The 21,018-nt window shown below is 43.3% G+C and carries 18 protein-coding genes; 7 read left to right on the plus strand and 11 right to left on the minus strand.

Going from position 1 to position 21,018, the window contains the following annotated elements:
• Positions 1–122: 122 nt before the first annotated feature.
• Positions 123–1,328 carry a multidrug efflux MFS transporter EmrD gene (gene emrD / locus AB4407_RS08475; protein ID WP_372120228.1) on the minus strand — a complete coding sequence of 402 codons (1,206 nt, stop codon included), beginning with the start codon at positions 1,326–1,328 and terminating at the stop codon, positions 123–125.
• 513 nt (positions 1,329–1,841) lie between these two features.
• Here emrD and AB4407_RS08480 point away from each other — a divergent pair.
• Positions 1,842–3,959 carry a methyl-accepting chemotaxis protein gene (locus AB4407_RS08480; RefSeq protein ID WP_372120230.1) on the plus strand — a complete coding sequence of 706 codons (2,118 nt, stop codon included), beginning with the start codon at positions 1,842–1,844 and terminating at the stop codon, positions 3,957–3,959.
• 144 nt (positions 3,960–4,103) lie between these two features.
• Here the strand turns inward: AB4407_RS08480 and AB4407_RS08485 are convergent, their stop codons facing one another.
• The 5 genes from AB4407_RS08485 to dinG form a co-directional block, all read right to left on the minus strand.
• Positions 4,104–5,237, minus strand: coding sequence for a JmjC domain-containing protein (locus AB4407_RS08485; protein WP_372120232.1), 1,134 nt, complete (start codon positions 5,235–5,237; stop codon positions 4,104–4,106).
• A 50-nt stretch (positions 5,238–5,287) separates the two neighbouring features.
• Entirely contained in the window at positions 5,288–5,458 is a 171-nt protein-coding gene (rsmS, locus tag AB4407_RS08490) for a pleiotropic regulatory protein RsmS (RefSeq protein ID WP_009846328.1), read from the minus strand.
• A complete protein-coding gene (locus AB4407_RS08495; RefSeq protein ID WP_009846329.1) occupies positions 5,448–5,996 on the minus strand; it encodes a primosomal replication protein in 549 nt (182 codons plus the stop codon). The genes rsmS and AB4407_RS08495 overlap by 11 nt, the downstream gene beginning before the upstream one ends.
• A 23-nt stretch (positions 5,997–6,019) precedes the next feature.
• On the minus strand, positions 6,020–6,799 hold the full coding sequence (locus AB4407_RS08500) for a TSUP family transporter (RefSeq protein ID WP_009846330.1): 780 nt from the start codon (positions 6,797–6,799) through the stop codon (positions 6,020–6,022).
• A 128-nt stretch (positions 6,800–6,927) separates the two neighbouring features.
• The gene (gene dinG / locus AB4407_RS08505; protein ID WP_372120234.1) at positions 6,928–9,003 is read right to left on the minus strand and encodes an ATP-dependent DNA helicase DinG; all 2,076 of its coding nucleotides are present in this window, start codon (positions 9,001–9,003) and stop codon (positions 6,928–6,930) included.
• 512 nt (positions 9,004–9,515) lie between these two features.
• Here dinG and AB4407_RS08510 point away from each other — a divergent pair.
• Together AB4407_RS08510 and AB4407_RS08515 are read left to right on the plus strand one after the other, a co-directional pair.
• Positions 9,516–10,505 (plus strand): porin, encoded by a 990-nt coding sequence (locus AB4407_RS08510; RefSeq protein ID WP_372120236.1) that lies wholly within the window; start codon positions 9,516–9,518, stop codon positions 10,503–10,505.
• Between the two features lie 93 nt (positions 10,506–10,598).
• Complete coding sequence (locus AB4407_RS08515; RefSeq protein ID WP_372120238.1) at positions 10,599–11,264, plus strand: DUF2057 family protein; 666 nt, start codon at positions 10,599–10,601, stop codon at positions 11,262–11,264.
• A gap of 97 nt (positions 11,265–11,361) precedes the next feature.
• Here AB4407_RS08515 and AB4407_RS08520 read toward each other — a convergent pair whose 3' ends face one another.
• Complete coding sequence (locus AB4407_RS08520) at positions 11,362–12,090, minus strand: pseudouridine synthase (RefSeq protein ID WP_372120240.1); 729 nt, start codon at positions 12,088–12,090, stop codon at positions 11,362–11,364.
• Between the two features lie 339 nt (positions 12,091–12,429).
• Here AB4407_RS08520 and AB4407_RS08525 point away from each other — a divergent pair, with 339 nt between their 5' ends.
• Complete coding sequence (locus AB4407_RS08525; protein WP_372120241.1) at positions 12,430–14,655, plus strand: NADP-dependent isocitrate dehydrogenase; 2,226 nt, start codon at positions 12,430–12,432, stop codon at positions 14,653–14,655.
• A 342-nt stretch (positions 14,656–14,997) separates the two neighbouring features.
• On the opposite strand, the gene cspD is transcribed toward AB4407_RS08525, so the two are convergent.
• On the minus strand, positions 14,998–15,219 hold the full coding sequence (gene cspD / locus AB4407_RS08530; RefSeq protein WP_009846336.1) for a cold shock domain-containing protein CspD: 222 nt from the start codon (positions 15,217–15,219) through the stop codon (positions 14,998–15,000).
• A 589-nt stretch (positions 15,220–15,808) separates the two neighbouring features.
• On the opposite strand from cspD, the gene clpS reads away from it, so the two are divergent.
• Both clpS and clpA read left to right on the plus strand, forming a co-directional pair.
• Positions 15,809–16,129 (plus strand): ATP-dependent Clp protease adapter ClpS, encoded by a 321-nt coding sequence (clpS, locus tag AB4407_RS08535; RefSeq protein ID WP_009846337.1) that lies wholly within the window; start codon positions 15,809–15,811, stop codon positions 16,127–16,129.
• 39 nt (positions 16,130–16,168) lie between these two features.
• On the plus strand, positions 16,169–18,442 hold the full coding sequence (clpA, locus tag AB4407_RS08540) for an ATP-dependent Clp protease ATP-binding subunit ClpA (RefSeq protein WP_372120242.1): 2,274 nt from the start codon (positions 16,169–16,171) through the stop codon (positions 18,440–18,442).
• A gap of 231 nt (positions 18,443–18,673) precedes the next feature.
• On the opposite strand, the gene infA is transcribed toward clpA, so the two are convergent.
• The 3 genes from infA to aat all read right to left on the minus strand — a co-directional run bounded on the left by infA (position 18,674) and on the right by aat (position 20,382).
• The gene (infA, locus tag AB4407_RS08545; RefSeq protein ID WP_001040192.1) at positions 18,674–18,892 is read right to left on the minus strand and encodes a translation initiation factor IF-1; all 219 of its coding nucleotides are present in this window, start codon (positions 18,890–18,892) and stop codon (positions 18,674–18,676) included.
• 81 nt (positions 18,893–18,973) lie between these two features.
• Entirely contained in the window at positions 18,974–19,672 is a 699-nt protein-coding gene (locus AB4407_RS08550) for an arginyltransferase (protein ID WP_029223169.1), read from the minus strand.
• Positions 19,672–20,382: a leucyl/phenylalanyl-tRNA--protein transferase gene (aat, locus tag AB4407_RS08555; protein ID WP_372120243.1), complete on the minus strand. Its 711-nt coding sequence runs from the start codon at positions 20,380–20,382 to the stop codon at positions 19,672–19,674. Before aat ends, AB4407_RS08550 begins: the two co-directional genes overlap by 1 nt.
• 53 nt (positions 20,383–20,435) lie before the next feature.
• On the opposite strand from aat, the gene AB4407_RS08560 reads away from it, so the two are divergent.
• Positions 20,436–20,891: a glycine zipper 2TM domain-containing protein gene (locus AB4407_RS08560; RefSeq protein WP_372120244.1), complete on the plus strand. Its 456-nt coding sequence runs from the start codon at positions 20,436–20,438 to the stop codon at positions 20,889–20,891.
• Positions 20,892–21,018: the final 127 nt, after the last annotated feature.

The raw sequence follows: 21,018 nt of genomic DNA on the forward strand, positions 1-21,018 counted from the left end.
TAAATCAAAGTAATGTTTAATGGAATCGATGGTAGATGTGAGCTGGGGGAAACGTGCAATGAAAAAGGGACACACTTTTCAGTCTGTCCCTCTTCGTTGTTTGAGCTGATGTAGAGTTTACTTTAGATAGCCAATGGCATTTCGTTTGAATGGTCAGGTTTACGATTAACCCAACGTAAACCAAGCATGGCGATGAATGACATTGCAATCATCAAGCAACCGAGCGGAAGTTGGTCTTGAGCTGGGAAGAACGAGGCCAGTAGTGTTGCGATGCCAGCACCTAGGTTTTGCATACCACCCAAAATCGCACCTCCAGTACCTGCGTGGTACGGGAATGGCGAAAGCGCCCCTGTTGTTGCCGCCGGGAATAAGATACCAGCGCCCAAAAAGTAAATCGTAGCACCACCAATCAAAGTTAATGCTGTTGTTTGACCAAATAGACCTGGTATCAACACCACGGTAGACCCTACCAAGATAGCAACTAGTCCAACATTCAGTGCGCGACGCTCAGAGCGACGTTGTGCGATGTAACTAGATAGGCCAGCACCGACTAAGTAACCTGGAATAGGTAATACAAACAACAAGCTTACTGTGGTTGCTGGCAAGCCAAGTACTCCGCCAAGTAATACACCTGCCGCAGCTTCAAATACCGCTACACCTGCAAATGTTGCGACCAATACCAATAAGAAACCTTGGAAACGTTTGTCAGATAGAACGAATTTGTAGCTGTTGGCAACCGATTCATGTTTGCGTCGTTCTTTTGGCAGAGTTTCCATCATGCTCGTCATCATGGTGATCACCACTGCGATACCAAACAGCGCCAGGAACAAGTAGCTAGAACGCCAACTGAAAGCTTCTGTTAAGTACCCACCTAATACAGGAGCCATCAATGGTGAGAAAATCACACACATGCTAATTAAGCTGTTTGCGCGGTGCAGTTCTGCGCCTTCAAAACAGTCGCGAGTCAATGTACGAGACATCGCACCACCACAACCGATGCCCAAACCTTGTATAAAGCTACCTGCTAAGAACCATTCATATTCGTGAGCAAACAATGCCACCAAAGTACCGATGATGTAGATGATCAAACCGACAACGATGATTGGTTTGCGACCTAGGCGATCAGAAAGTGGACCGTATGCAAATTGCGACAGACCATAAGGGATCAGGTAGCACGCCATCACAGCTTGAAGCGAAGATGCTGAAACCAATAACTCACCCGCCATATGACCGATAGAAGGCACGTACATCGTTTGAGTCATTTGACCCACGGCAGTCAGAATAGCGATTAAAAAGGTAAGTTTCGCTAATGGAAACGTGGCGGACATTTGCGTATCTCTCCAAAAATTAGGACGTAAAAAGCCTTGGCGTTCCATTAAGGAGAGCCAAATAAGTAAAGTAACCTGGGAATCTAGGCGCGAGATATTAGAGATTGAGCGTCTACTTAGCAACCAAAAAGTGTGAAGTTGATCAAGATAAAAAATCTATAGCTTGGATTATAAAAACTAATCCGATTTTATTGGGGTTATAAAATAATAAGGAGTCATTGGCTTCCTTAAAATGTTGCATTACTCTGAATCAATTTGCGTTATTCATGACCGGAAGCGTAGGCACAAAGAAGCCTAAGTCTGACAAGCTGAAAGCTCTTGAAATCAAAGCAATAACAGACAAAGTACACGATTTATTAACATTTCTATAAACTTTCGTTTTATATGCACGTAATTTGTGCTGTAATTATCCGCTAAGCTATTCGTCTAACTCATTCACATTGTGCATAGCAGTTTGTTACTAATGTGATGGTTACGGTTATGGAAGTCTTTTGGCTTAAATAAGGATATTAAATGCGCTCTCTATCAGTACAGTGGAAAATAACCCTCTTAGCAGGTTGTTGTTTAATCATTACGTCACTGTCTCTCATTGGTTTCTCGATCTACAACGCGACGAGCAATCAACAGGTCATAAAATCTCAAAGCTCAGAATCAGTGATTAACAAAACTCAACAGTTGTTGGCATCCGTTTCTCAGCTTAATGCTCAGGAAACTCAACGTTATGTCGATGAAGCTATTTATCGAGCAGAAATGTTGGCTTCTAGTGCTCAGTTTCTAAAGAACAATGCCGATGAAAACTTTACCCCAAGTGAAGAACTTCGTACTGCGTTGGATGAAATGGTGCGTCGTTCCGTTTTGAACTTTGATTCTATTCAAGGGGCTTACCTAGTCTTCAAACCCGATTTACTTGATGCTGAAGATGCGAATTATGTCGATGCGGATTATGTCGGCTCAAATGAAAGAGGGCGTTTTGCTCCTTATTGGAAGGTCGCAGATAATGGCGAGAATGTTCTTCCAAACGTGTTATCAGAATCAACATTGAGTGATAACAGCAATAGCGAACGCTTTTTCTGTCCTTTGTCATCTGGACAAACGTGTATTAGTACGCCAAGAGTTGTGAGTAGCGGTGGTCAAGAACTGCTTACGTCTTCGATTTCGGTGCCTATCATCGTTGATGATGTGGCTATTGGTTTTTTGGGCATCGACTTAAGGCTCGATGGTTTAACCAATGTTGTCACTCAATCGGATCAAAGTTTATTTGATGGTGCAGGTGCGGTTTACGTCGTTAGCTTAGACGGTTCGGTTATCGCTTCGGATGATTCAAGTATTGCGGTTGGTTCGAGTTTTCAAAGCAACAATACAAGTAACGATCTAATGACGGACTTTATCTTTGGTGGTGAGGTCACGACTCAATGGAGTGAGAATGGTGAGTGGTTACTCGCATTTGCCCCTGTTGTTGCCGCCAACCAAACTTGGGGGGTGCTGTTTGAGATCCCAAGAGAGAGTGTGGTCGCTGATGCAAACCAGTTGGATGCCATAATTAGTACTAAGTTAAGTGAAGGCATTAAAACAGAAGTGATCGCAGGTACTGTGTTTATTTTCTTTGGCTTAGCTATTATCGCATTTGCTTCGCTGTCCATCGTTAAGCCTATTCGACAGGTAGTTGAGAGACTGAACGATATTGCTTCTGGTGAAGGTGATTTAACGCAACGCTTGGAAGTGAAATCTCAAGACGAAATTGGTCAGTTGTCACAAGGGTTTAACCTGTTCTTAGACAAGCTTCAACACACTATTAAAGAGGTGATTCAGACCACTGAGCAAGTGGCGAGCACGACAAGCCAGGCGAAGGCCTCTGCATCAAGCACTCGTGAAAGTAGTGAGTCTCAGTTTAAAGAAGTGGATCTTGTGGCGACCGCGGCAGAAGAGATGACTCAGACTTCGGGCTTAGTGGTACAAAATGCTGAAATAGCCGTTGATGCCGCTTGTGAAGCGAATCGTTCTGCTCAGCAAGGCCAACAGGTTATCGAACTTTCTGCCGGTGAAATGAGAAAGCTGGTGGATCGTATGTCGAGCGCCGTGCCTATTGTTGAAGAGTTGGCTAAAAATAACGGTAACATCACTGAGATCTTAAGTGTGATTGAAGGGATCTCTGAGCAAACCAACTTACTGGCATTGAATGCCGCGATTGAAGCGGCTCGTGCAGGTGAGCAAGGTCGAGGTTTTGCCGTCGTTGCTGATGAGGTAAGAAACCTCGCAAGTCGTACACAGTCATCGGTTGGTGAAATCAGAGCGGTGATCGACAAAGTCCACGCGGGTACTCAAGATGTCGTTGAAGCGATACAAGAAGGTAATATTCTCGCTAACGACACGGCATTACATGTTCAAAAAGCGGTCGAAGATCTGGGTTCGATCTTTACTTCTATAGAAGCGATCAGTGATATGAACAACCAGATCGTGAGAGCGGCAGAAGAGCAACAATCGGTTTCCGGTGAAGTGAACCAAAGTGTCGTTAATATCCGTGATTTGAGTGCGAAGATCTTGGATCAAGCCGCAGCTTCTGAACAAGTGGGTAGCGAAATTGACCAACTGTCCCAACAGCAGCAGAAATTGGTTAATCAGTTCAAGGTTTAGTCTAGTTGTTCACTGTATAGCTTTTAAGCTTAGTTAACAATTGAATAGAAAAAGGGACAAATGAAGATTTCATTTGTCCCTTTTATTTTTCTTGGGCTCTAACGCTCTAGGGCTTGGCGATATCCGCGAAACCGATTAACGAAGTTAGTCTTCGATAAACCAGTAACCTTTATTCACCAATTCCGTCACGACTGTTACACCTGAAGGAGAAAGGTTAGTTGTTGAGTTAATTACCGAATCATCACACAGTACGTTTAGTAGCGACGAATCAGCCTGTTCAACTTTAACGACTTCCCCATTGATGTAAGCTGTGTTGCTTTCATTCTCATGGTATAGCGCCTTTAACCCCGATACTCGACAGATCTCGCCTTCTGACTCTAAGTGTTGGGCGATCTCTTCTTCTGTCCATAATGGCTCAGGAGCGACTATATCTAGCTGGTGGCGTGATTGGCTTAGCAGACACCCCATGAATTCACTGATGGTTTCAGGTTGCTCTAGTGCAGATTTCAACATGTCAGTGAGATTGCTTAAATCCGATGAACGAATTTTGCCGTAGCCTTCTTGCGTTTTGAACTCTGGATCATGCAGGTGAATATCACCCATATCATGAGCAAGTACAAAGTCGGCAAAGTTGCTGATCAGCTCTTGTTCTTTAGGGGAGCGGTAGCCAATAGAGTAGCTCATTGACGGCTCTAAAGTGTTCCCTTCATGCGGGAAACCTGGTGGGATATAAAGGATATCGCCCGGCTCTAAAGTTTCATCAATGATCGGGTCAAAACCTTCGATTTGACGAAGTGCAGAAGCTTGAACGGTCTCTTTGTATTGGCCAATATCTTTTGCGCCGACTTTCCACTGGCGTTTACCTTGGCCTTGAATGATGAATACATCGTATTGATCAATATGGGGGCCTACGCCACCTTCTGGCGCTGAATAGCAGATCATTAGATCGTCGAATAACCAGTTTGGTAACGCTTGAAACGCTTCGGTCAGCTGATTGGCTCCTTGATGCCAGTGGTTCGCTGCTTGAACGATCAATTGCCAATGTGTTTCAGTGAGTTCGCCAAATTTCTCTTCTGAGAATGGACCATGTTCTGCTGTCCATTGATTGTTGAGGTTAGAGACAAAGCGAGAATCCACTTCTTCTTCCATCGATAAACCAGCAAGTTCTTCCGGCGAAATTGGGTCGATGAAGTTTTGGAAGCCACCTTTCAAGATGGTTGGTTTTTTATGCCAGTAGTTTTCAAGAAACTCGGGCATAGAAAAGCTAAGTTGGTACATGTGAATCCTGTATGTTTTTATGCTAGATGCTAGATGCTAGATGCTAGATGCTAGATGCTAGATGCTAGTTTGGCTTGTAAATCTTGTTGGACAATCTTAATTGCTTCTAACGCAACCTTTGGGTCGATTTCGTTGCTTTCGAGCAGATAGATCAGGTCGACAGCTAACTTAACTTCTTCCGGGGCGTTATCCAGTGGTGATGATGGGTTATCAGTGTTCATTTCGCTTGGGGTTCTCTAAGTTAATCAGTCTCTCAATATTTTTCATTGAGTCTTCGCAGCGTTCTAATCGTTCTTTTGCTAATTGCCAAGCCTCGTCCGCTTTTTTCTTACTGTGGCGAGGCGCAGAATCAAACGCTAACTTGCGTACTCGTACTAAATCGACCAGTCGCTTTTGCCAATCTTGGTGCTGAGCGAGTTCGTTGTATAGGTCGTTAAGGTTTTTTCCTGACTTACTTTTTCGATCTAACCTTAAATCATGGTTGGCTAGTTCTCTTTGGATTGCAGCTATCTGATTAGTGAGTTTTTCTGTCAGGTAGTTTGCCCGAGAAGCAGTAAGTTGGTTTGTCGCTTGTTCTCGAACAATAGTGTTGTACGTTGCCTGAGTTTCGAGTGCGTAGGGCAGTAAAATAGAAGAGCTGCACTTAAACAAGGTTCTATCGAACAAGGCTTGATGATAAGCCCCTCGAGATTTATCAACCTGCGAGCAATGGCCAATTAAGGTATCAATGACGCTTTTTAATTTAGAGAAATGATTCATTTTACTTACCTTGGGCGACTGGGCTATAAGGTTACAAACCAAGCTTCGTAAGCCAGCTTAATCGCAAGTACGCTTACAACAGTAACAAAAACAGGTCGTATAAATGTAGCACCGAAACGAATAGCAGAATGTGCTCCAACAAATGCACCAGCCATCAAACAAAGCCCCATAGTTAAACCAAGAACCCAATCAATATGACCAAGAATTGCGAAGGTCACCAAAGACGTAAAGTTACTGGTAAAGTTCATGGCTTTAGATAGACCAGAAGCAAGTAAGATATTAAGACGATAAAGCGCCATCGAGCTCACAGTCCAAAAAGCGCCGGTTCCTGGGCCTGCAACACCATCATAAAAGCCGAGAATGAATCCTTGGTACTTTTGCTTTCTCTTGAGTACCGGGCACGGTTTAGGAGACACATTATGGCTCACATCTGGAGTCTTATGAAAAATGGTATAGACCGCTGCCGCAAGAATGACTAGCGGTAATACCTTCTCTAACCACTCTGTGCTTATGGCATCAACAGTCAGGGTGCCGATTGTTGCACCTATTAAAGTAGATATGAAAGCATTGACCCAACATTCAGGTTTGAACAGCTTCTTGCGATAGTAAGTAAAAGCGGCTGTTGATGAGGCGAATGTTGCGGCCAGCTTATTAGTACCGAGTGCAATGTGTGGTGGTAAACCAAGCGATAGCAAAGCTGGTACAGTTAACATTCCTCCGCCACCGGCGACAGCATCAATAAAGCCTGCAGCAAATGCAACCAAGGCAAGTATGACCAACATGGTTGGTTCAATCATTTCCATAAATAGCTAGTGTTCTCGTTATCGGCTGATAGGGCAGCCACATGAAAAACCAATGGATTAGTCATGCTGGGTTGTGAATGCAAGGGCCTAGCGATGGCAGGCCCATAACTACCACGAGGGTAGGAAAATTAGTATTTTATTGTTCTTTTAAAAGGCGGTAGCGAATCGAGTAGGGACTTTCCGTATCGCTTCGTGACTATGCGTCTATCAAGGATCGTGACTTTACCAGAATCTCGTTCTTTACGCAGCAATCTACCCACCGATTGAATGAGCTTTTTACTCGCTTCTGGAACAGTAATCTGCATAAAAGGATTACCGCCACGAGATTCAATATATTCTGAATGTGCCCGCTCTACAGGTGAGGTAGGAACCCCAAAAGGAATCTTGGTAATAACAAGGTTTTCAAGCAGCTCGCCAGGCAGATCAAGACCTTCAGAAAAGCTACCCGTTCCAAAAAGAACACTGGTTTTACCTTGGTCTATGAGCTTTTTATGTTTTTTTAGGATTTCAGTTCGTGAGGTATCCCCCTGAACCTGTAACGCCCACGACTTTTTAACGAAATCTGTTGCCAAAGCCTCGGCCACTTGGTTCATTTGCCAATAAGAAGAGAATAGAATGAGATTGGCTTTGTTGTCTTCTATTACCTTAGGCAAAATTTCAATAAGATATTCGGTAAACTGAGGTGCTTGTGGTTCGTACTTCATTGCTGGCACGACTAACTCCGCTTGGTTCTGATAATCAAACGGCGATGCCAAAGCAAGAAATTGTACGCCATCTTCTGCTTTTTGGCTGATACCTGATTGATGACAAAAAAAGCTGAAAGAGTTGAGCGCCCTCATGGTCGCAGATACTAACACTGCACCAACACAACGACTCCAAATCTGTTGGTCCAGTTGCCAACCGACTTCTAATGGTGAGACATTAACAACAAAGTCCCCCTCGCTTTCTTTGCTTAATTCAAGCCAACGAGCCAAAGGCGCCCCTTTTTCTCTCTTAGGTTCAGCCATTAATCGCCAAACTTGAGCAAGGTTTTCTGTTCTTTGTATATAGAAGCCAATTTCTGCAAGCGCAGGCTCTGCAAGCTTTGCTGAAAGCTCTCCGTCTTTAACTCGTTCTGCAATCAAGTCTGCAATTTTTGCTACGGCTTGGCTCGCCTTTTGCGTTAATTGCTTGAGATCTTTCGATTCACTTTCTAACCATTCAGGTAAATCGCCATGCTCGAAGCGATACAAGCCATCTTCAAAGTGGTTAGCGTCAAACTGTTTGCTCATTTGAGTCAGAGTCGGGATCAGTTGTTGTACTGAGTCTTGCAACTCATTTCTAAATCGATGGACACGCTTTTCGTCTGCTAGCCCCGAAAGCTTAGTGACCGATTGATTCAAACGCTCTAACCAAGAGGCAGCACCTTTTAAGCTTGCGGCAGCAGAGGAGTGATCTCTCGCTACGTGTGGCAAGTGGTGAGCTTCATCAAAAATATATATGCTATTTTCTGGCTCTGGCAGTATCACACCGCCGCCTAGGTCCGCATCAGCCATCACTAAACTGTGATTGGCGATAATCACGTCTGCTTTATCTAGCTCTGAACGCGCTTTTTGGAAAGGGCAGTCTCTGTGCGTAGGCATACTGTTGTTACAGCTGTGCTTATCACTGACAATCATCTGCCAAATCATGTTGTCGATAGGTTTTGGCCACGAATCACGGTCGCCATCCCATTTACCTTGGGTGAGGCTGCGGTACATGGTTTGGAGTTGCTCGATGTCTTTCTTTTTTGGTTTGGACTCGAACATGGCCATTTGACCGCCATCAACCCCACACGCAGCGGCCAACTTCTCTGTACAACAATAACGCTGTCTTCCTTTCGCTAAGATGAAAGAAAACTCTCTATCAGTAAGTCGTCTATATAGAGGGAGATCTTTATTGACGAGTTGTTCTTGAAGCGCAACGGTCGCTGTTGAAATGACGATTTTACGATTGTTGAGCACGGCGACAGGGATTGTTGCCATTAAATAAGCCAGTGACTTCCCGATCCCGGTACCTGCTTCAGCAACAATCATGCGATTACTTTTGTGGTATTGACCACAAAGTGTCTTCGCTATTTCTGCAACAAGGTAATTTTGAGCACGTCGAGGTACAAAGTTATCCAACTGATCTTGGAGGTTTTGATAACTGGTGCGTATAGAATTTTGAATTTTAGTAGTTAGCATACTGTGACCTACGTAACGGAGCGAGGATAGTAGCACATATCACTAGTCGGTACATTTACCGCAAAATAGCTTGCTTTTGAATCAAAGGTAGATCTCGTTCACAAAAAAAAACTGAACCTTCAGGAACTTAACGATTTTATTTATGTTACGAAATATATATATTAAAAAATAGCACGATGCAGGTGTTAAGTTCTGTGAATTGCACTTAAAGCCTGGATGGGTGGAGTATTGTACTGAATTGTTCTTTATTTGGGCTATTATATTTCCCTTTAAATTTAAGGGTAAGTTGCTCGTAAAATGATGAAAAAAAATGTAAACCTATGATTTTTATGTATTTTTGTTTTTTTAGGTTTGTTTTTAGTTTATTTGACACGCAGGATAATCTTTTGCAATCTAGACCACGAAATTTAGTGGCGGTGATTAACTACCAAAGAGTAGTAATGACCAGTCATAAAAAATAAAAGGGAACCGGGCAAGGATCTCCCATTCTTAGAAAAGGCAGTGGATTTATTATGAAAAAGACTCTATTAGCTCTAGCAGTTATGACAGCAGCTGGTTCTGCAAATGCAGCAATCGAAATTTACAACCAAGACGGCGTTTCTGTTGACCTTAAAGGCGACATCGAAGTTGTATACAGCAACGAGTACAAAAAAGGTTCTTCAATGGAACAAAAAATCGAAGATGCTGACTTCGGTTTTGATATCAAGTACATGGTAAACGAAGAGTGGAAAGTTGGCGCTTACTGGGAATTCAACGGTTCTGAGAACGCAAATGCTGAAAAAACTCGTAACGGTGATACATACGTAGCAGCATACAACGATACTCTAGGTTCAATTAAGTTTGGTCGCCTATGTACTGCTGTTGATGATCTAGGCATTGGTAAAGATGAAGCTTACGGCATCTCTACACTTCTAGATAATGCAACTAACGAGTGTGCTGACGAAGCTGTTCGTTACGACTACGACAATGGTGCTCTTTACGCAACTCTAGGTTACGTACAAGACAAAGTAAATGGCGCAAACAACAAAGAAGAGAAAGGTAAAGATACTGAGTACTTCGACGCTCGTATGGGTTACCGTTTTGCTGATTTTGATATTTCTGCTTTCGTTGCTGATTTCGACACAAACGTTGCAAAAGGCGATCACCAAGGTTACGGTGCTGAGCTAGTATTCTCTGGTATCGAGAACGTTTACCTATCTACAGCATACTACGGTGTAAACTCTGATACTGCGAACGATGACAACTCTGTAATCGCATTTGCTGCAGGTTACACTATGGGTCTTTGGGGCTTCAACACTGGTTACTCAATCGGTGACCACGACGATAAAGTTAAAGAAGAAGATCGTTGGTTCGTTAACTCTACTTACGCAATCGCACCAAACACTAAAGTGTACGCGGAAGTTGGTGGTATTGACTACGATTCAAAACGTCTTAACGACAAAGGTGCAAAATACTACAAAACAGATACTGGTCTAGCAATTGGTGTTGAAGCATCATTCTAATGACCTCGTAATCGAGTTTTAGAAAAAAAAAGCCACCTTAGGGTGGCTTTTTTGTTAGTATAAAGAGTAGTTTATTCGATTTGAAAGAGAGACATGATGAAGAAAGCATTACTAGTTTTAGGTTTATTTACAACTGTTATTGGCAGTGTAAGTGCGGCAACCCTAACACCTCAGAAAGGCGTATCTATCCTATACATTAATGGTCAAGCAGCTCCGAATAAAATCAGTAAAAATCAGATTAATGAAGGTTTTAACCAGGTTTTAGTTCGCTTTGATAAAAAATTTGGTAACAGCGGTGTTTACTCTTCGGCACCTTATGTATTGAATTTTGATGTTACTGGTGAAGAGGTTGAAATTAAATCTCCAAAAGTACGTAGCTATATGGAAGCTGAGAAGATCTTTGAAGCTGTGAATCCATCATGGGTAGTTTTGCAGGATGATGTGACTGTTAAATATCAGCAAGATGTTATTGAACGTAAGCCTGGTTTTGCACCGTTTGGTGGGCTAGAGTCTCGACTGGCTGAGCACAATGCAAGTAAGGCAGTATACTTCAAAGATGGCGTGTTACTTGATAAGCCAGCTGAAGCGGTAGTATTAGCATCTGTGGTAGATAATACGACAGCACAGACAAGCGGCAAAGCTCAGAAAGCGGTGAAACTGGCTGACGCACAGAATGTTGAGCAATTGCAGGCTTGGTATATCAAAGCCTCTAAGCAAGAACGCAAAGAATTCCGTAAATGGATGATTGACCAAGAGTAATCAATCTTCATCTAAAAAAAAGCGAGACTAATAAGAGTCTCGCTTTTGCTATATTAGTACTTTTTCTGTATCGATACTTTTTCTGTATCAGTAAGAGCTAAATCTCTTTCCATTCACCTGGCTGAAGCTGACCCACGTTCATATTGCCCATTGAGTAGCGGATTAGACGCAGGGTAGGGAAGCCTATGTTTGCCGTCATTCGTCTTACCTGACGGTTACGTCCTTCGATGATGGTAATCGCTAACCATGTTGTTGGTATCGCCGCTCTGAAGCGCACAGGAGGAGTTCTTTCCCAAACCTGAGGTTCTTGCATCACTTCTACTTCTGCAGGCAATGTCATGCCATCTTTTAGTTCAACACCTTTTCTCAATTTATCTAAATCTTTCTCAGAAGGTGCGCCTTCGACCTGTACCCAGTAAGTCTTGGGCGATTTTGAGTTCGGCTGAGTCAACTTAGCTTGAAAGATACCATCATTGGTCAAGACCAATAAACCTTCACTATCGCGGTCTAAGCGACCAGCAGCATAAACATCTTTTACGGGAATAAAATCCGCTAGCGTTTTTCTACCTTCGCCATCAGTGAACTGGCTGAGAGTATCGAAAGGCTTATTGAACAGGATTACTTTGCGATCTTCGGGTGCTACCTTAGGCTTTACGTTGGTAGGTTTGCCTTTATATCGGTGTTTGCTGGAGTGCGGTTTTTTGTGTGAACTGCCAGTGTCATTTTTGCCACTGTGTTGCTTCTGTCTATTACCGCTTTGTTTTAATGTGGTACCAGAACGAGCCGGTTTGTCTGAACGAGATGCGCTGCGTGAGCGAGTAGACATGTTAACTACCTTGCAAAAATGTAAACGAAGTGTGCTGAAAAGTTTTCACGGAAACGGAATTGAGCTATCATTTGCGCGCCTAAAAGACACAAAATAGAACAAGTTGATGGACTCTTAAGCCTGATTTGTTTAATTATACCTTCGTGTTTTATTATAACTGGCTCTTTTATTAAAACAATGCACTCACGGATTTGGCTCATGCTGTCATCAAGATTGCATGAAAAATAAGATAGAGTACGACTATCGAGTAAGCAGTTTTCACTCTTAGAGTGGCTTACTGGTCAATTTATAACACTCTCACTGCTTTAAGTGAGCTTGTAAGAACTATAGGGAAATTTCATGCCTACTGAAAAACCAACGATCATCTATACCATTACTGACGAAGCTCCGGCGCTAGCAACTTACTCTCTGCTGCCTATCATTCAATCTTTTACGGCTTCTTCTGGTATTAACGTTGATACTCGCGACATTTCACTTGCAGGGCGCATTATTGCCAACTTCCCTGACTACCTGAACGAAGAGCAACGTATTGGTGATGCATTAGCAGAACTTGGTGAATTGGCTAAGACACCAGAAGCAAACATCATCAAGCTTCCAAACATCTCTGCATCTGTTCCTCAACTTCAAGCAACAATCAAAGAGCTTCAGTCAAAAGGTTACGCACTTCCTAATTACCCAGAAGAAGCAAACACTGACGAAGAGAAAGCCGTTAAAGCGACTTACGATAAAATCAAAGGCAGTGCTGTAAATCCTGTGTTACGTGAAGGTAACTCGGATCGCCGCGCTCCACTTTCTGTTAAAAACTACGCGAAGAAGAACCCACACTCAATGGGTGCTTGGTCTGCAGATTCTAAGTCGCACGTTTCAAGTATGGACGACAAAGACTTCTTCGGTAGCGAAAAGTCAGTAACGATTGAAGGTGCTACAGAAGTGAGCATTGAGTTCGTAGGCAAAGATGGCGCGAAGAAAACACTGAAGCCAGCTTTCGCACTTCAAGATAAAGAGATCATTGATGCGTCAGTAATGAACAAAGCTGCTTTGGTTGCATTCTTTGAAAAAGAGATTGCATCAGCTAAAGAGCAAGGTGTACTGCTTTCTCTTCACATGAAAGCGACGATGATGAAAGTATCTGACCCTGTGATCTTTGGTCATGCAGTTAAGGTTTACTACAAAGACGTATTCGCTAAACACGGTGAGCTATTCGAAGAACTCGGTGTTGATGTCAACAACGGCATCGGCGATGTATACGCAAAAATTGCTGCGCTTCCTCAAGAGCAGAAAGAAGCGATTGAAGCTGACCTACAAGCGGTATACGAGACTCAACCACCACTAGCGATGGTTGATTCGGATCGCGGCATTACTAACCTACACGTTCCAAGCGACATCATTGTTGATGCATCTATGCCTGCAATGCTGCGTTCTTCAGGTCAAATGTGGGATCCAGAAGGTAAGCAGAAAGACACGAAAGCTATGATTCCTGATCGCTGCTACGCAAGCATCTACCAAGCAGTTATTGATTTCTGCAAAGAGAACGGCGCTTTCGATCCAACAACAATGGGTAGTGTACCAAACGTTGGCTTGATGGCTCAAAAAGCGGAAGAGTACGGTTCTCACGACAAGACTTTCATCCTTGAAGCTGCTGGTCAGGTTCAAGTTGTTGACGCTTCAGGCGTTGTGCTTCTAGAGCAAGACGTAGAGGAAGGCGATATCTTCCGTATGTGTCAGGTTAAAGATGCACCAATTCAAGACTGGGTTAAGCTAGCGGTAACTCGTGCTCGTGCTTCGGGTGTTCCTGCAGTATTCTGGCTAGACGCGTCTCGTGCACATGACGCACAACTTATCAAGAAAGTTGACGCTTACCTTCCTGAATATGATACCGATGGTCTTGAAATTAAGATCCTTGCTCCTTTAGAAGCTACTCAGTACTCACTGGTTCGTATCAAAGAAGGTCTAGATACTATTTCGGTTACAGGTAACGTATTACGTGATTACCTAACAGATTTGTTCCCAATCCTAGAGCTTGGTACGTCAGCTAAAATGCTATCTATTGTTCCACTTATGAACGGTGGCGGCCTGTTTGAAACAGGTGCTGGCGGCTCTGCTCCTAAGCACGTTCAACAAGTAGAGAAAGAAAACCACCTGCGTTGGGATTCTCTTGGTGAGTTCTTGGCACTAGCGGCATCTCTAGAGCACCTAAGCGTAGTAACGGGGAATGCTAAGGCACAAGTTCTCGCTGACGCGCTTGATAAAGCGACGGGTGAATTCCTAGATAACAACAAGTCTCCTTCACGTCGAGTGGGTGAGCTTGATAACCGTGGTAGCCACTACTACCTTGCAGCATACTGGGCGAAAGCGCTGGCTGAGCAAACGGTTGATGCTGACCTTGCTGCTGAGTTCGCAGGTGTTGCAACTCAATTGGCTGAAAGTGAAGAAGCTATTGTTGCTGAGCTGAATAACGCTCAAGGTCCAGCTGGCGACTTAGGTGGTTATTACCTACTTGATGATGCATTGGTTTCATCATTAATGCGCCCAAGCTCAACGCTAAACGCATTTATTGACGCATAGTGATTGGACTCATCGTTAGTAAGTCATGAACATGATTTACTAACGAGTTGCTTGGTCTGGCAGTTAAGTCACAGATAAAGTCAAAACGAAAGACGCTTTAACGATAACGTTAAAGCGTCTTTTTTTATTCATAATGCTTCATAGGCATAGACCTAGACCTAGACCTAGACCTGCTAAAGGGATCTCTCGGACGATTTGTACTGGTGAATAGCTTTTAGCTCTCAGATCGAAAAACCGCCCATTTAAGCCTGTATTACAGGTATGAAATGAGCGGTTTCAATGTTCTGCTTACCTGACAGTCGTTTATTAAGACTGATAGAGGTCTACATGTTTGGCAATCGCCTATTTTACGGCGCTGCCTTCTACAGGAACAACGGAGCTAGCATGGGAGCCTTTAGGTCCACTTTCTACTTCATAATCGACCTGTTGACCTGCCTTTAAGGTTCGATAACCTTCCATTTGTATTGTGGAGTAGTGCGCGAAAATATCGCCATCTTCACCTTCTGGACAAATAAAGCCAAACCCTTTGGCATTGTTAAACCATTTTACTGTACCTGTAGCCATGCTATACATCCCTCATGCATTTTGTTACTAACGTTGTTATATCAAATCAATGTAAGTTCGATTGATATTATTCCTATCAACTAAAGAATTTCAGCTAATAGTTTGAATCTCGTACATTGCTTACGGAAATTAACGCTACCCTGCGTAATTATTCCTTATTATTAATTTTTAACGCGTATTACTAGGTCTAGAATCATGTTACGAATTTGTATCAGAAAAACCTTTTAGCTCCAATGTAGCTAATGATTGAGTACAGTCAATAGCAAATTGGTATAAAAATGATCAATTTTAATAACAAATCACATTCGAGATTGACGGCATACTATTAACTAAATAGTAACTTAACGACGATCTTATCGTCACCATCAATAGTTGTGGTGTCTTTTTAATCAATCACATATGTTAATCCTGTTAATCGAGATCTTTTATTTGCAGCGATGGAAATGGTGGATTAGGCTCAGTATAGAGGAATATTTTTTGGTACTGTTTCTTGGTGCAGTTTCTTAGTACACCGTAATGCGTGAATGTGGTAAATTTGAGTTAACTAAACATTCACGACTTCCAAAAAATAACCCTTAGCAAAGCTAATATGAGCAGAAACTTTGAATGGGCATCTCCAGGCTCAGATTTACTGGAGAAAGAGAGAACGAAAGTAAAGCCACCGGCAATGTATAACGTTGTATTACATAACGATGACTACACGCCCATGGACTTTGTTATCGAGATCCTAGAGCGATTTTTCTCACTAGATATCGAAAAAGCAACGGAAGTGATGCTCAAGGTTCATTATGAAGGTAAAGCTATTTGTGGCACATACAGTGCTGAAATAGCGGAAACAAAGGTAGCGCAGGTAACGATGTACTCAAAGGAAAATGAGCATCCGCTACTATGTACAATGGAGCAAGTGTAAATTGCTCGAACAACACTGTTGTTCCCTTAGGAGGTACTTATGCTAAATAAAGAATTAGAGACGAGTTTAAATGGCGCATTTTCTCGTGCGCGAGACAAGCGACATGAATTCATGACTGTCGAACACCTCCTACTAGCATTATTAGAAAATGATGCGGCCAAGGAAGCGCTCCAAGCTTGTCAGGCTGATCTCGATGCTCTTCGCAATGAGCTCGATATTTTTATCGACCAAACGACCCCACTTATCCCTGAAAGCGACGAGACTCGTGAAACCCAGCCCACGCTAAGTTTTCAACGAGTACTTCAGCGCGCTGTTTTTCATGTTCAATCTTCAGGTCGCAGTGAAGTAACAGGTGCAAATGTACTTGTGGCTATTTTTAGTGAGCAAGAGTCTCATGCGGCGTATCTTCTTAAGAAAAACGACATTAGCCGCTTAGACATAGTGAACTTCATTTCACACGGTATTACCAAAGGCAGTAATGAAGGCGATAGCGGTTCATCTCCTGATTCATTTGGTGGTGCAGAGAATGCCGAAGAAGCTATTTCAGAAGATCGTCTAGAAAATTTTGCGACCAACCTTAACGAAGTAGCGAAGCAAGGTAACATTGACCCACTAATTGGTCGTGACAAAGAGCTAGAACGTACTATCCAAGTCCTATGTCGTCGTCGTAAGAATAACCCTCTACTAGTGGGTGAAGCGGGTGTAGGTAAAACTGCTATCGCTGAAGGTCTTGCATGGCGCATCGTTGAAGGCCAAGTCCCTGAAATTATTCAGAGCAGCGTAATTTACTCTTTGGATATTGGTTCATTGCTTGCGGGAACGAAATATCGTGGTGACTTTGAGAAGCGCTTTAAAGCGATTCTGAAGCAACTCGAGAAAGAAGAAGACGCTATCCTGTTCATCGATGAGATCCATACCATTATTGGTGCGGGTGCAGCATCGGGTGGCCAGGTGGATGCGGCAAACCTAATTAAACCGCTATTAAGCAGCGGAAAATTACGTTGCATCGGTTCAACGACATACCAAGAGTACAGTAGTATTTTTGAAAAGGAGCGTGCTTTAGCTCGTCGTTTCCAGAAAATTGATATTATTGAACCATCGTTAGACGATACAACCAAGATTTTGATTGGTTTGAAGCCAAAATACGAAGCTCACCACGAAGTGCGTTACACCAACAAAGCGTTGCGTGCTGCAGTGGAATTATCAGCTAAGTACATTAATGAACGTCACCTTCCTGATAAGGCGATTGATGTCATCGATGAAGCGGGCGCTCGTAGCCGTTTGGCGCCAGCAAGCCGTCGTAAGAAAACGGTAAGCGTAGCTGACATTGAGTCAATGGTTGCGAAAATGGCTCGTATTCCTGAAAAATCAGTATCATCTTCAGATAAAGATACGCTGCAGAAACTGGATGAGCGCATGAAAATGTTGGTATTCGGACAAGACCCAGCGATCGATGTATTGAGTGAAGCGATTAAGCTAACTCGTGCAGGATTAGGAGCAGACAATAAACCGGTTGGTTCATTCCTATTTGCTGGTCCTACTGGTGTCGGCAAAACCGAGGTGACGGTTCAGCTTTCTAAACTAATGGGTATTGAGCTTCTGCGCTTTGATATGTCTGAGTACGGCGAGCGTCACTCGGTAAGCCGCTTGATCGGTGCGCCTCCTGGTTATGTTGGTTATGATCAAGGTGGTCTGCTAACCGATGCTGTTATCAAGAACCCACACTCTGTTGTGCTACTTGATGAGATCGAGAAGGCACACCCAGATATCTTTAACTTGTTATTACAGGTGATGGACAACGGTACGCTAACCGACAACAACGGTCGCAAAGCAGATTTCCGCAATGTGATCCTAGTGATGACAACCAACGCTGGTGTCGCAGAAACCGAGAAGAAATCGATCGGTTTGATCCAACAAGATCATGCGCCCGACGCGATGAGCGAAATCAAGAAGGTCTTCACACCAGAGTTCCGTAACCGTCTTGATAATATCATCTGGTTCAACAGCCTTGATCCAAGTGTGATCAGTCAAGTTGTTGATAAGTTCATTGTTGAACTTCAGGTCCAACTGGACGCTCGTGGTGTATCTTTAGAGGTTTCTGAGGATGCTCGTCATTGGTTAGCTGAAAGAGGCTATGACAAGACCATGGGCGCTCGTCCGATGGGACGTGTGATTCAAGAGAAGCTTAAAAAGCCTCTTGCTAATGAGTTGCTGTTCGGGAGCTTGGTTGACGGCGGTACGGTTAAAGTATCTCTGAAAAAAGACGAACTGGACTTCATCTATGTTGGTGCGAAAGAAGAGGTTATGCATTAGGCATACTCCTTAAACACTAACCGCTTATAAAGAGCACTGAGTACAGTTAATCACGATATTAAACGCATGACTTCGGTTGTGCGTTTTTTTATGCTTGCGAGATGCGAGATGCGAGATGCGAGATACGAGATGCGAGATGCGAGGTTGACGTTGCTGGAGTGGTAAAAAGTTCAGGCGATAAAAAACGGAGCCTTGAGGGCTCCGCTTCTTATCGTATTCGGTAATTAAAAATTAACGAGCACGGAAGACGATGCGGCCTTTAGAAAGGTCGTATGGAGTCATCTCAACAGTTACTTTATCACCAGTAAGAATACGGATGTAGTTCTTGCGCATTTTACCAGAGATGTGTGCTGTCACTACGTGACCGTTTTCAAGCTCAACACGGAACATCGTGTTTGGTAGAGTATCAAGGACAGTGCCTTGCATCTCGATTACGTCTTCTTTAGCCATCTAATCCTCTTTCGAAATTTGGCGGTTTTCAACGGCTTGATTGTGCCGTTAAAATCAAAATATGTAAAGTTGTCGCGTATTCTACCCTTGCCACCGCTGATTTACTAGCCTTTGATGACGTTGAAATCGTACTTTATAGTTCATCGCAGGGCATTCATCGATTTGATAACCCAAATATAACCATTGTTTTTGTTCTTTCTGGGCATGTTGGATCTGGAATAGAACGCCAAGAGTTCCCATGGAAATGTCGATATCAGGGTCGAAGAAGGTATAAAACGCGCTCGTACAGTGAGACATGATGTCTGTAACGGCAATGCCGACTAACTGCCCCTCATCATAGATGTGCATGAACTTTGTAGCAAGCCATTCATTTTTAGAGAAATGCAGAAACTCTTCTTTCTTCGGTGGATACATGGTTCCCGAACGGTGGCGAGCGGTTATATAGCGACTATACAAGTCAAACCAGTTGTCATCCATTTCATCTTTCAGCTCCCAACGCAGCGCTTTGGCCTTGTTGAGTATTCGTCGTTGGCTCTTGGAAAACTTGACCTCGGGAATCGACAGTCGAATCGCTTGGCACGATGAGCAATTATCGCAATGTGGTTTATAAATGGTTGTTCCACTGCGGCGAAATCCATTCGCAAGTAGAACTTCATAGTTATCTGCGGTGTGCATGTGTTCATCAAGCGTGACTGCCACTCTTTCTTCGAGATGGGGTAAGTAACTGCAAGCGTGATTGTCTGTTAATCCAATTCTGATTTGTTGTAAATCTGGATTCATTAAGGCATTTCCTTTAGCCATTGTTTTTTAAAACATGCATCGTTAACGGACGTTTCTTTGAGTAATCGAAGAGAACTCAGGAATTCATCCCTATCAACCTCGATAGCGCCCAAGGATTGCAAGTGTGGGTTCATGACTTGGCAATCAATGAGTTGTCCGCCGAATTGTGTAAAGTGCTCACAAAAGTACCAAAGCGCAATTTTAGAGGCATTAGTCTTCAGGCTGAACATCGATTCACCGCAAAAGACTTGGCCTCTTTGTAACCCATAAAGCCCGCCAATCAGCTCGTCATCTTGCCAAACCTCAACTGAGTGGCAGAACCCTAATGAAGCGAGTTCACGGTAGGCTGCTTGCATGTCATTGTTTAACCAAGTTTCCTCTTCCGGTCTCAGTGAAGAGCAATAACCAATTATTCTGTCCGTCGCTTGGTTGATGCTGACACGGTAATTATGCTTTCTTTGAAATTTTTTAAGACTTTTTGATGGTTCGAATGTCTTAGGATTAAATACCGCTCGCGGTGCAGGGCTCCACCAAAGTATAGGCTCTCCTGGGCCATACCATGGAAATATACCTTGGCTATAAGCGTTCAGAATTCGTATGGGTGACAAATCACCACCGAACGCGAGTAGACCGTTGGGTTCATCAAGCGCGTCGAAGGGAGAAGGAAACTCTATACTAGTAGTATCAAGTTCGGTTAGGTATATAGTCATAAGTACCGCATTACAGATTAATCACTGACCAAGAGGTCTTTAGGAGTTTTACCATGAAGAAGTTGCTTTGGATTTTACTTGTTTTGCCCATGTTGGCAAATGCAGCTTACAACAGAAACCAAGCCAGACCAGTGAATGAGGTCGTTTACGGTGAGGTTGATACGGTCAGGTACATTACCCAACAGGAGATCGTAGAGTCGAAAGCGAATGGTTGGGAAACTTTGTTGGGTGCGGCAATTGGTGGTTTGGTTGGTAATCAGTTTGGTGGCGGCACAGGTAAAGAAGTCGCAACGGCGGTTGGTGCTGTAGCGGGGGCGGGGATCGCTCGTAATCGCGGCAATACGCAATATCGTGTGGAATATAAACTCGTTGAATTATTGGTTAAAACCAAGGATGACAATTTGGTTAACATCATTCAAGACGTTGACAATTCGATGTTGTTCAATAGAGGTGATGATGTGCGGATTCTCTATTTTTCAGATGGCGTTCGAGTTGATCTAATGTACTAGTATGCAAATGTGTTTGGTTGGCTAATTAATCGCCTTTATCGAGGGGATTAGCTCTGGAGTTCGTTGGAAAAGTTCGTTAGTCTGCAAGTACGAAGAATTATTCATCACCCGAAAATAAATACGCGCC

The organism is Vibrio sp. 10N.261.46.E11 (assembly GCF_041472735.1).
GTDB lineage: Bacteria > Pseudomonadota > Gammaproteobacteria > Enterobacterales > Vibrionaceae > Vibrio.

Excerpts from the sequence above, each read along its gene's own strand:
- dinG (WP_372120234.1), bottom strand. The coding sequence starts at position 9,003 with ATGCTAACTACTAAAATTCAAAATTCTATACGCACCAGTTATCAAAAC.
- clpA (WP_372120242.1), top strand. The coding sequence starts at position 16,169 with ATGCTAAATAAAGAATTAGAGACGAGTTTAAATGGCGCATTTTCTCGT.
- AB4407_RS08525 (WP_372120241.1), top strand. The coding sequence starts at position 12,430 with ATGCCTACTGAAAAACCAACGATCATCTATACCATTACTGACGAAGCT.
- cspD (WP_009846336.1), bottom strand. The coding sequence starts at position 15,219 with ATGGCTACAGGTACAGTAAAATGGTTTAACAATGCCAAAGGGTTTGGC.
- clpS (WP_009846337.1), top strand. The coding sequence starts at position 15,809 with ATGAGCAGAAACTTTGAATGGGCATCTCCAGGCTCAGATTTACTGGAG.
- AB4407_RS08495 (WP_009846329.1), bottom strand. The coding sequence starts at position 5,996 with ATGAATCATTTCTCTAAATTAAAAAGCGTCATTGATACCTTAATTGGC.
- aat (WP_372120243.1), bottom strand. The coding sequence starts at position 20,382 with ATGACTATATACCTAACCGAACTTGATACTACTAGTATAGAGTTTCCT.
- infA (WP_001040192.1), bottom strand. The coding sequence starts at position 18,892 with ATGGCTAAAGAAGACGTAATCGAGATGCAAGGCACTGTCCTTGATACT.
- AB4407_RS08500 (WP_009846330.1), bottom strand. The coding sequence starts at position 6,799 with ATGGAAATGATTGAACCAACCATGTTGGTCATACTTGCCTTGGTTGCA.
- AB4407_RS08515 (WP_372120238.1), top strand. The coding sequence starts at position 10,599 with ATGATGAAGAAAGCATTACTAGTTTTAGGTTTATTTACAACTGTTATT.
- AB4407_RS08560 (WP_372120244.1), top strand. The coding sequence starts at position 20,436 with ATGAAGAAGTTGCTTTGGATTTTACTTGTTTTGCCCATGTTGGCAAAT.
- AB4407_RS08550 (WP_029223169.1), bottom strand. The coding sequence starts at position 19,672 with ATGAATCCAGATTTACAACAAATCAGAATTGGATTAACAGACAATCAC.
- AB4407_RS08480 (WP_372120230.1), top strand. The coding sequence starts at position 1,842 with ATGCGCTCTCTATCAGTACAGTGGAAAATAACCCTCTTAGCAGGTTGT.
- emrD (WP_372120228.1), bottom strand. The coding sequence starts at position 1,328 with ATGTCCGCCACGTTTCCATTAGCGAAACTTACCTTTTTAATCGCTATT.
- AB4407_RS08520 (WP_372120240.1), bottom strand. The coding sequence starts at position 12,090 with ATGTCTACTCGCTCACGCAGCGCATCTCGTTCAGACAAACCGGCTCGT.
- AB4407_RS08510 (WP_372120236.1), top strand. The coding sequence starts at position 9,516 with ATGAAAAAGACTCTATTAGCTCTAGCAGTTATGACAGCAGCTGGTTCT.
- AB4407_RS08485 (WP_372120232.1), bottom strand. The coding sequence starts at position 5,237 with ATGTACCAACTTAGCTTTTCTATGCCCGAGTTTCTTGAAAACTACTGG.
- rsmS (WP_009846328.1), bottom strand. The coding sequence starts at position 5,458 with ATGAACACTGATAACCCATCATCACCACTGGATAACGCCCCGGAAGAA.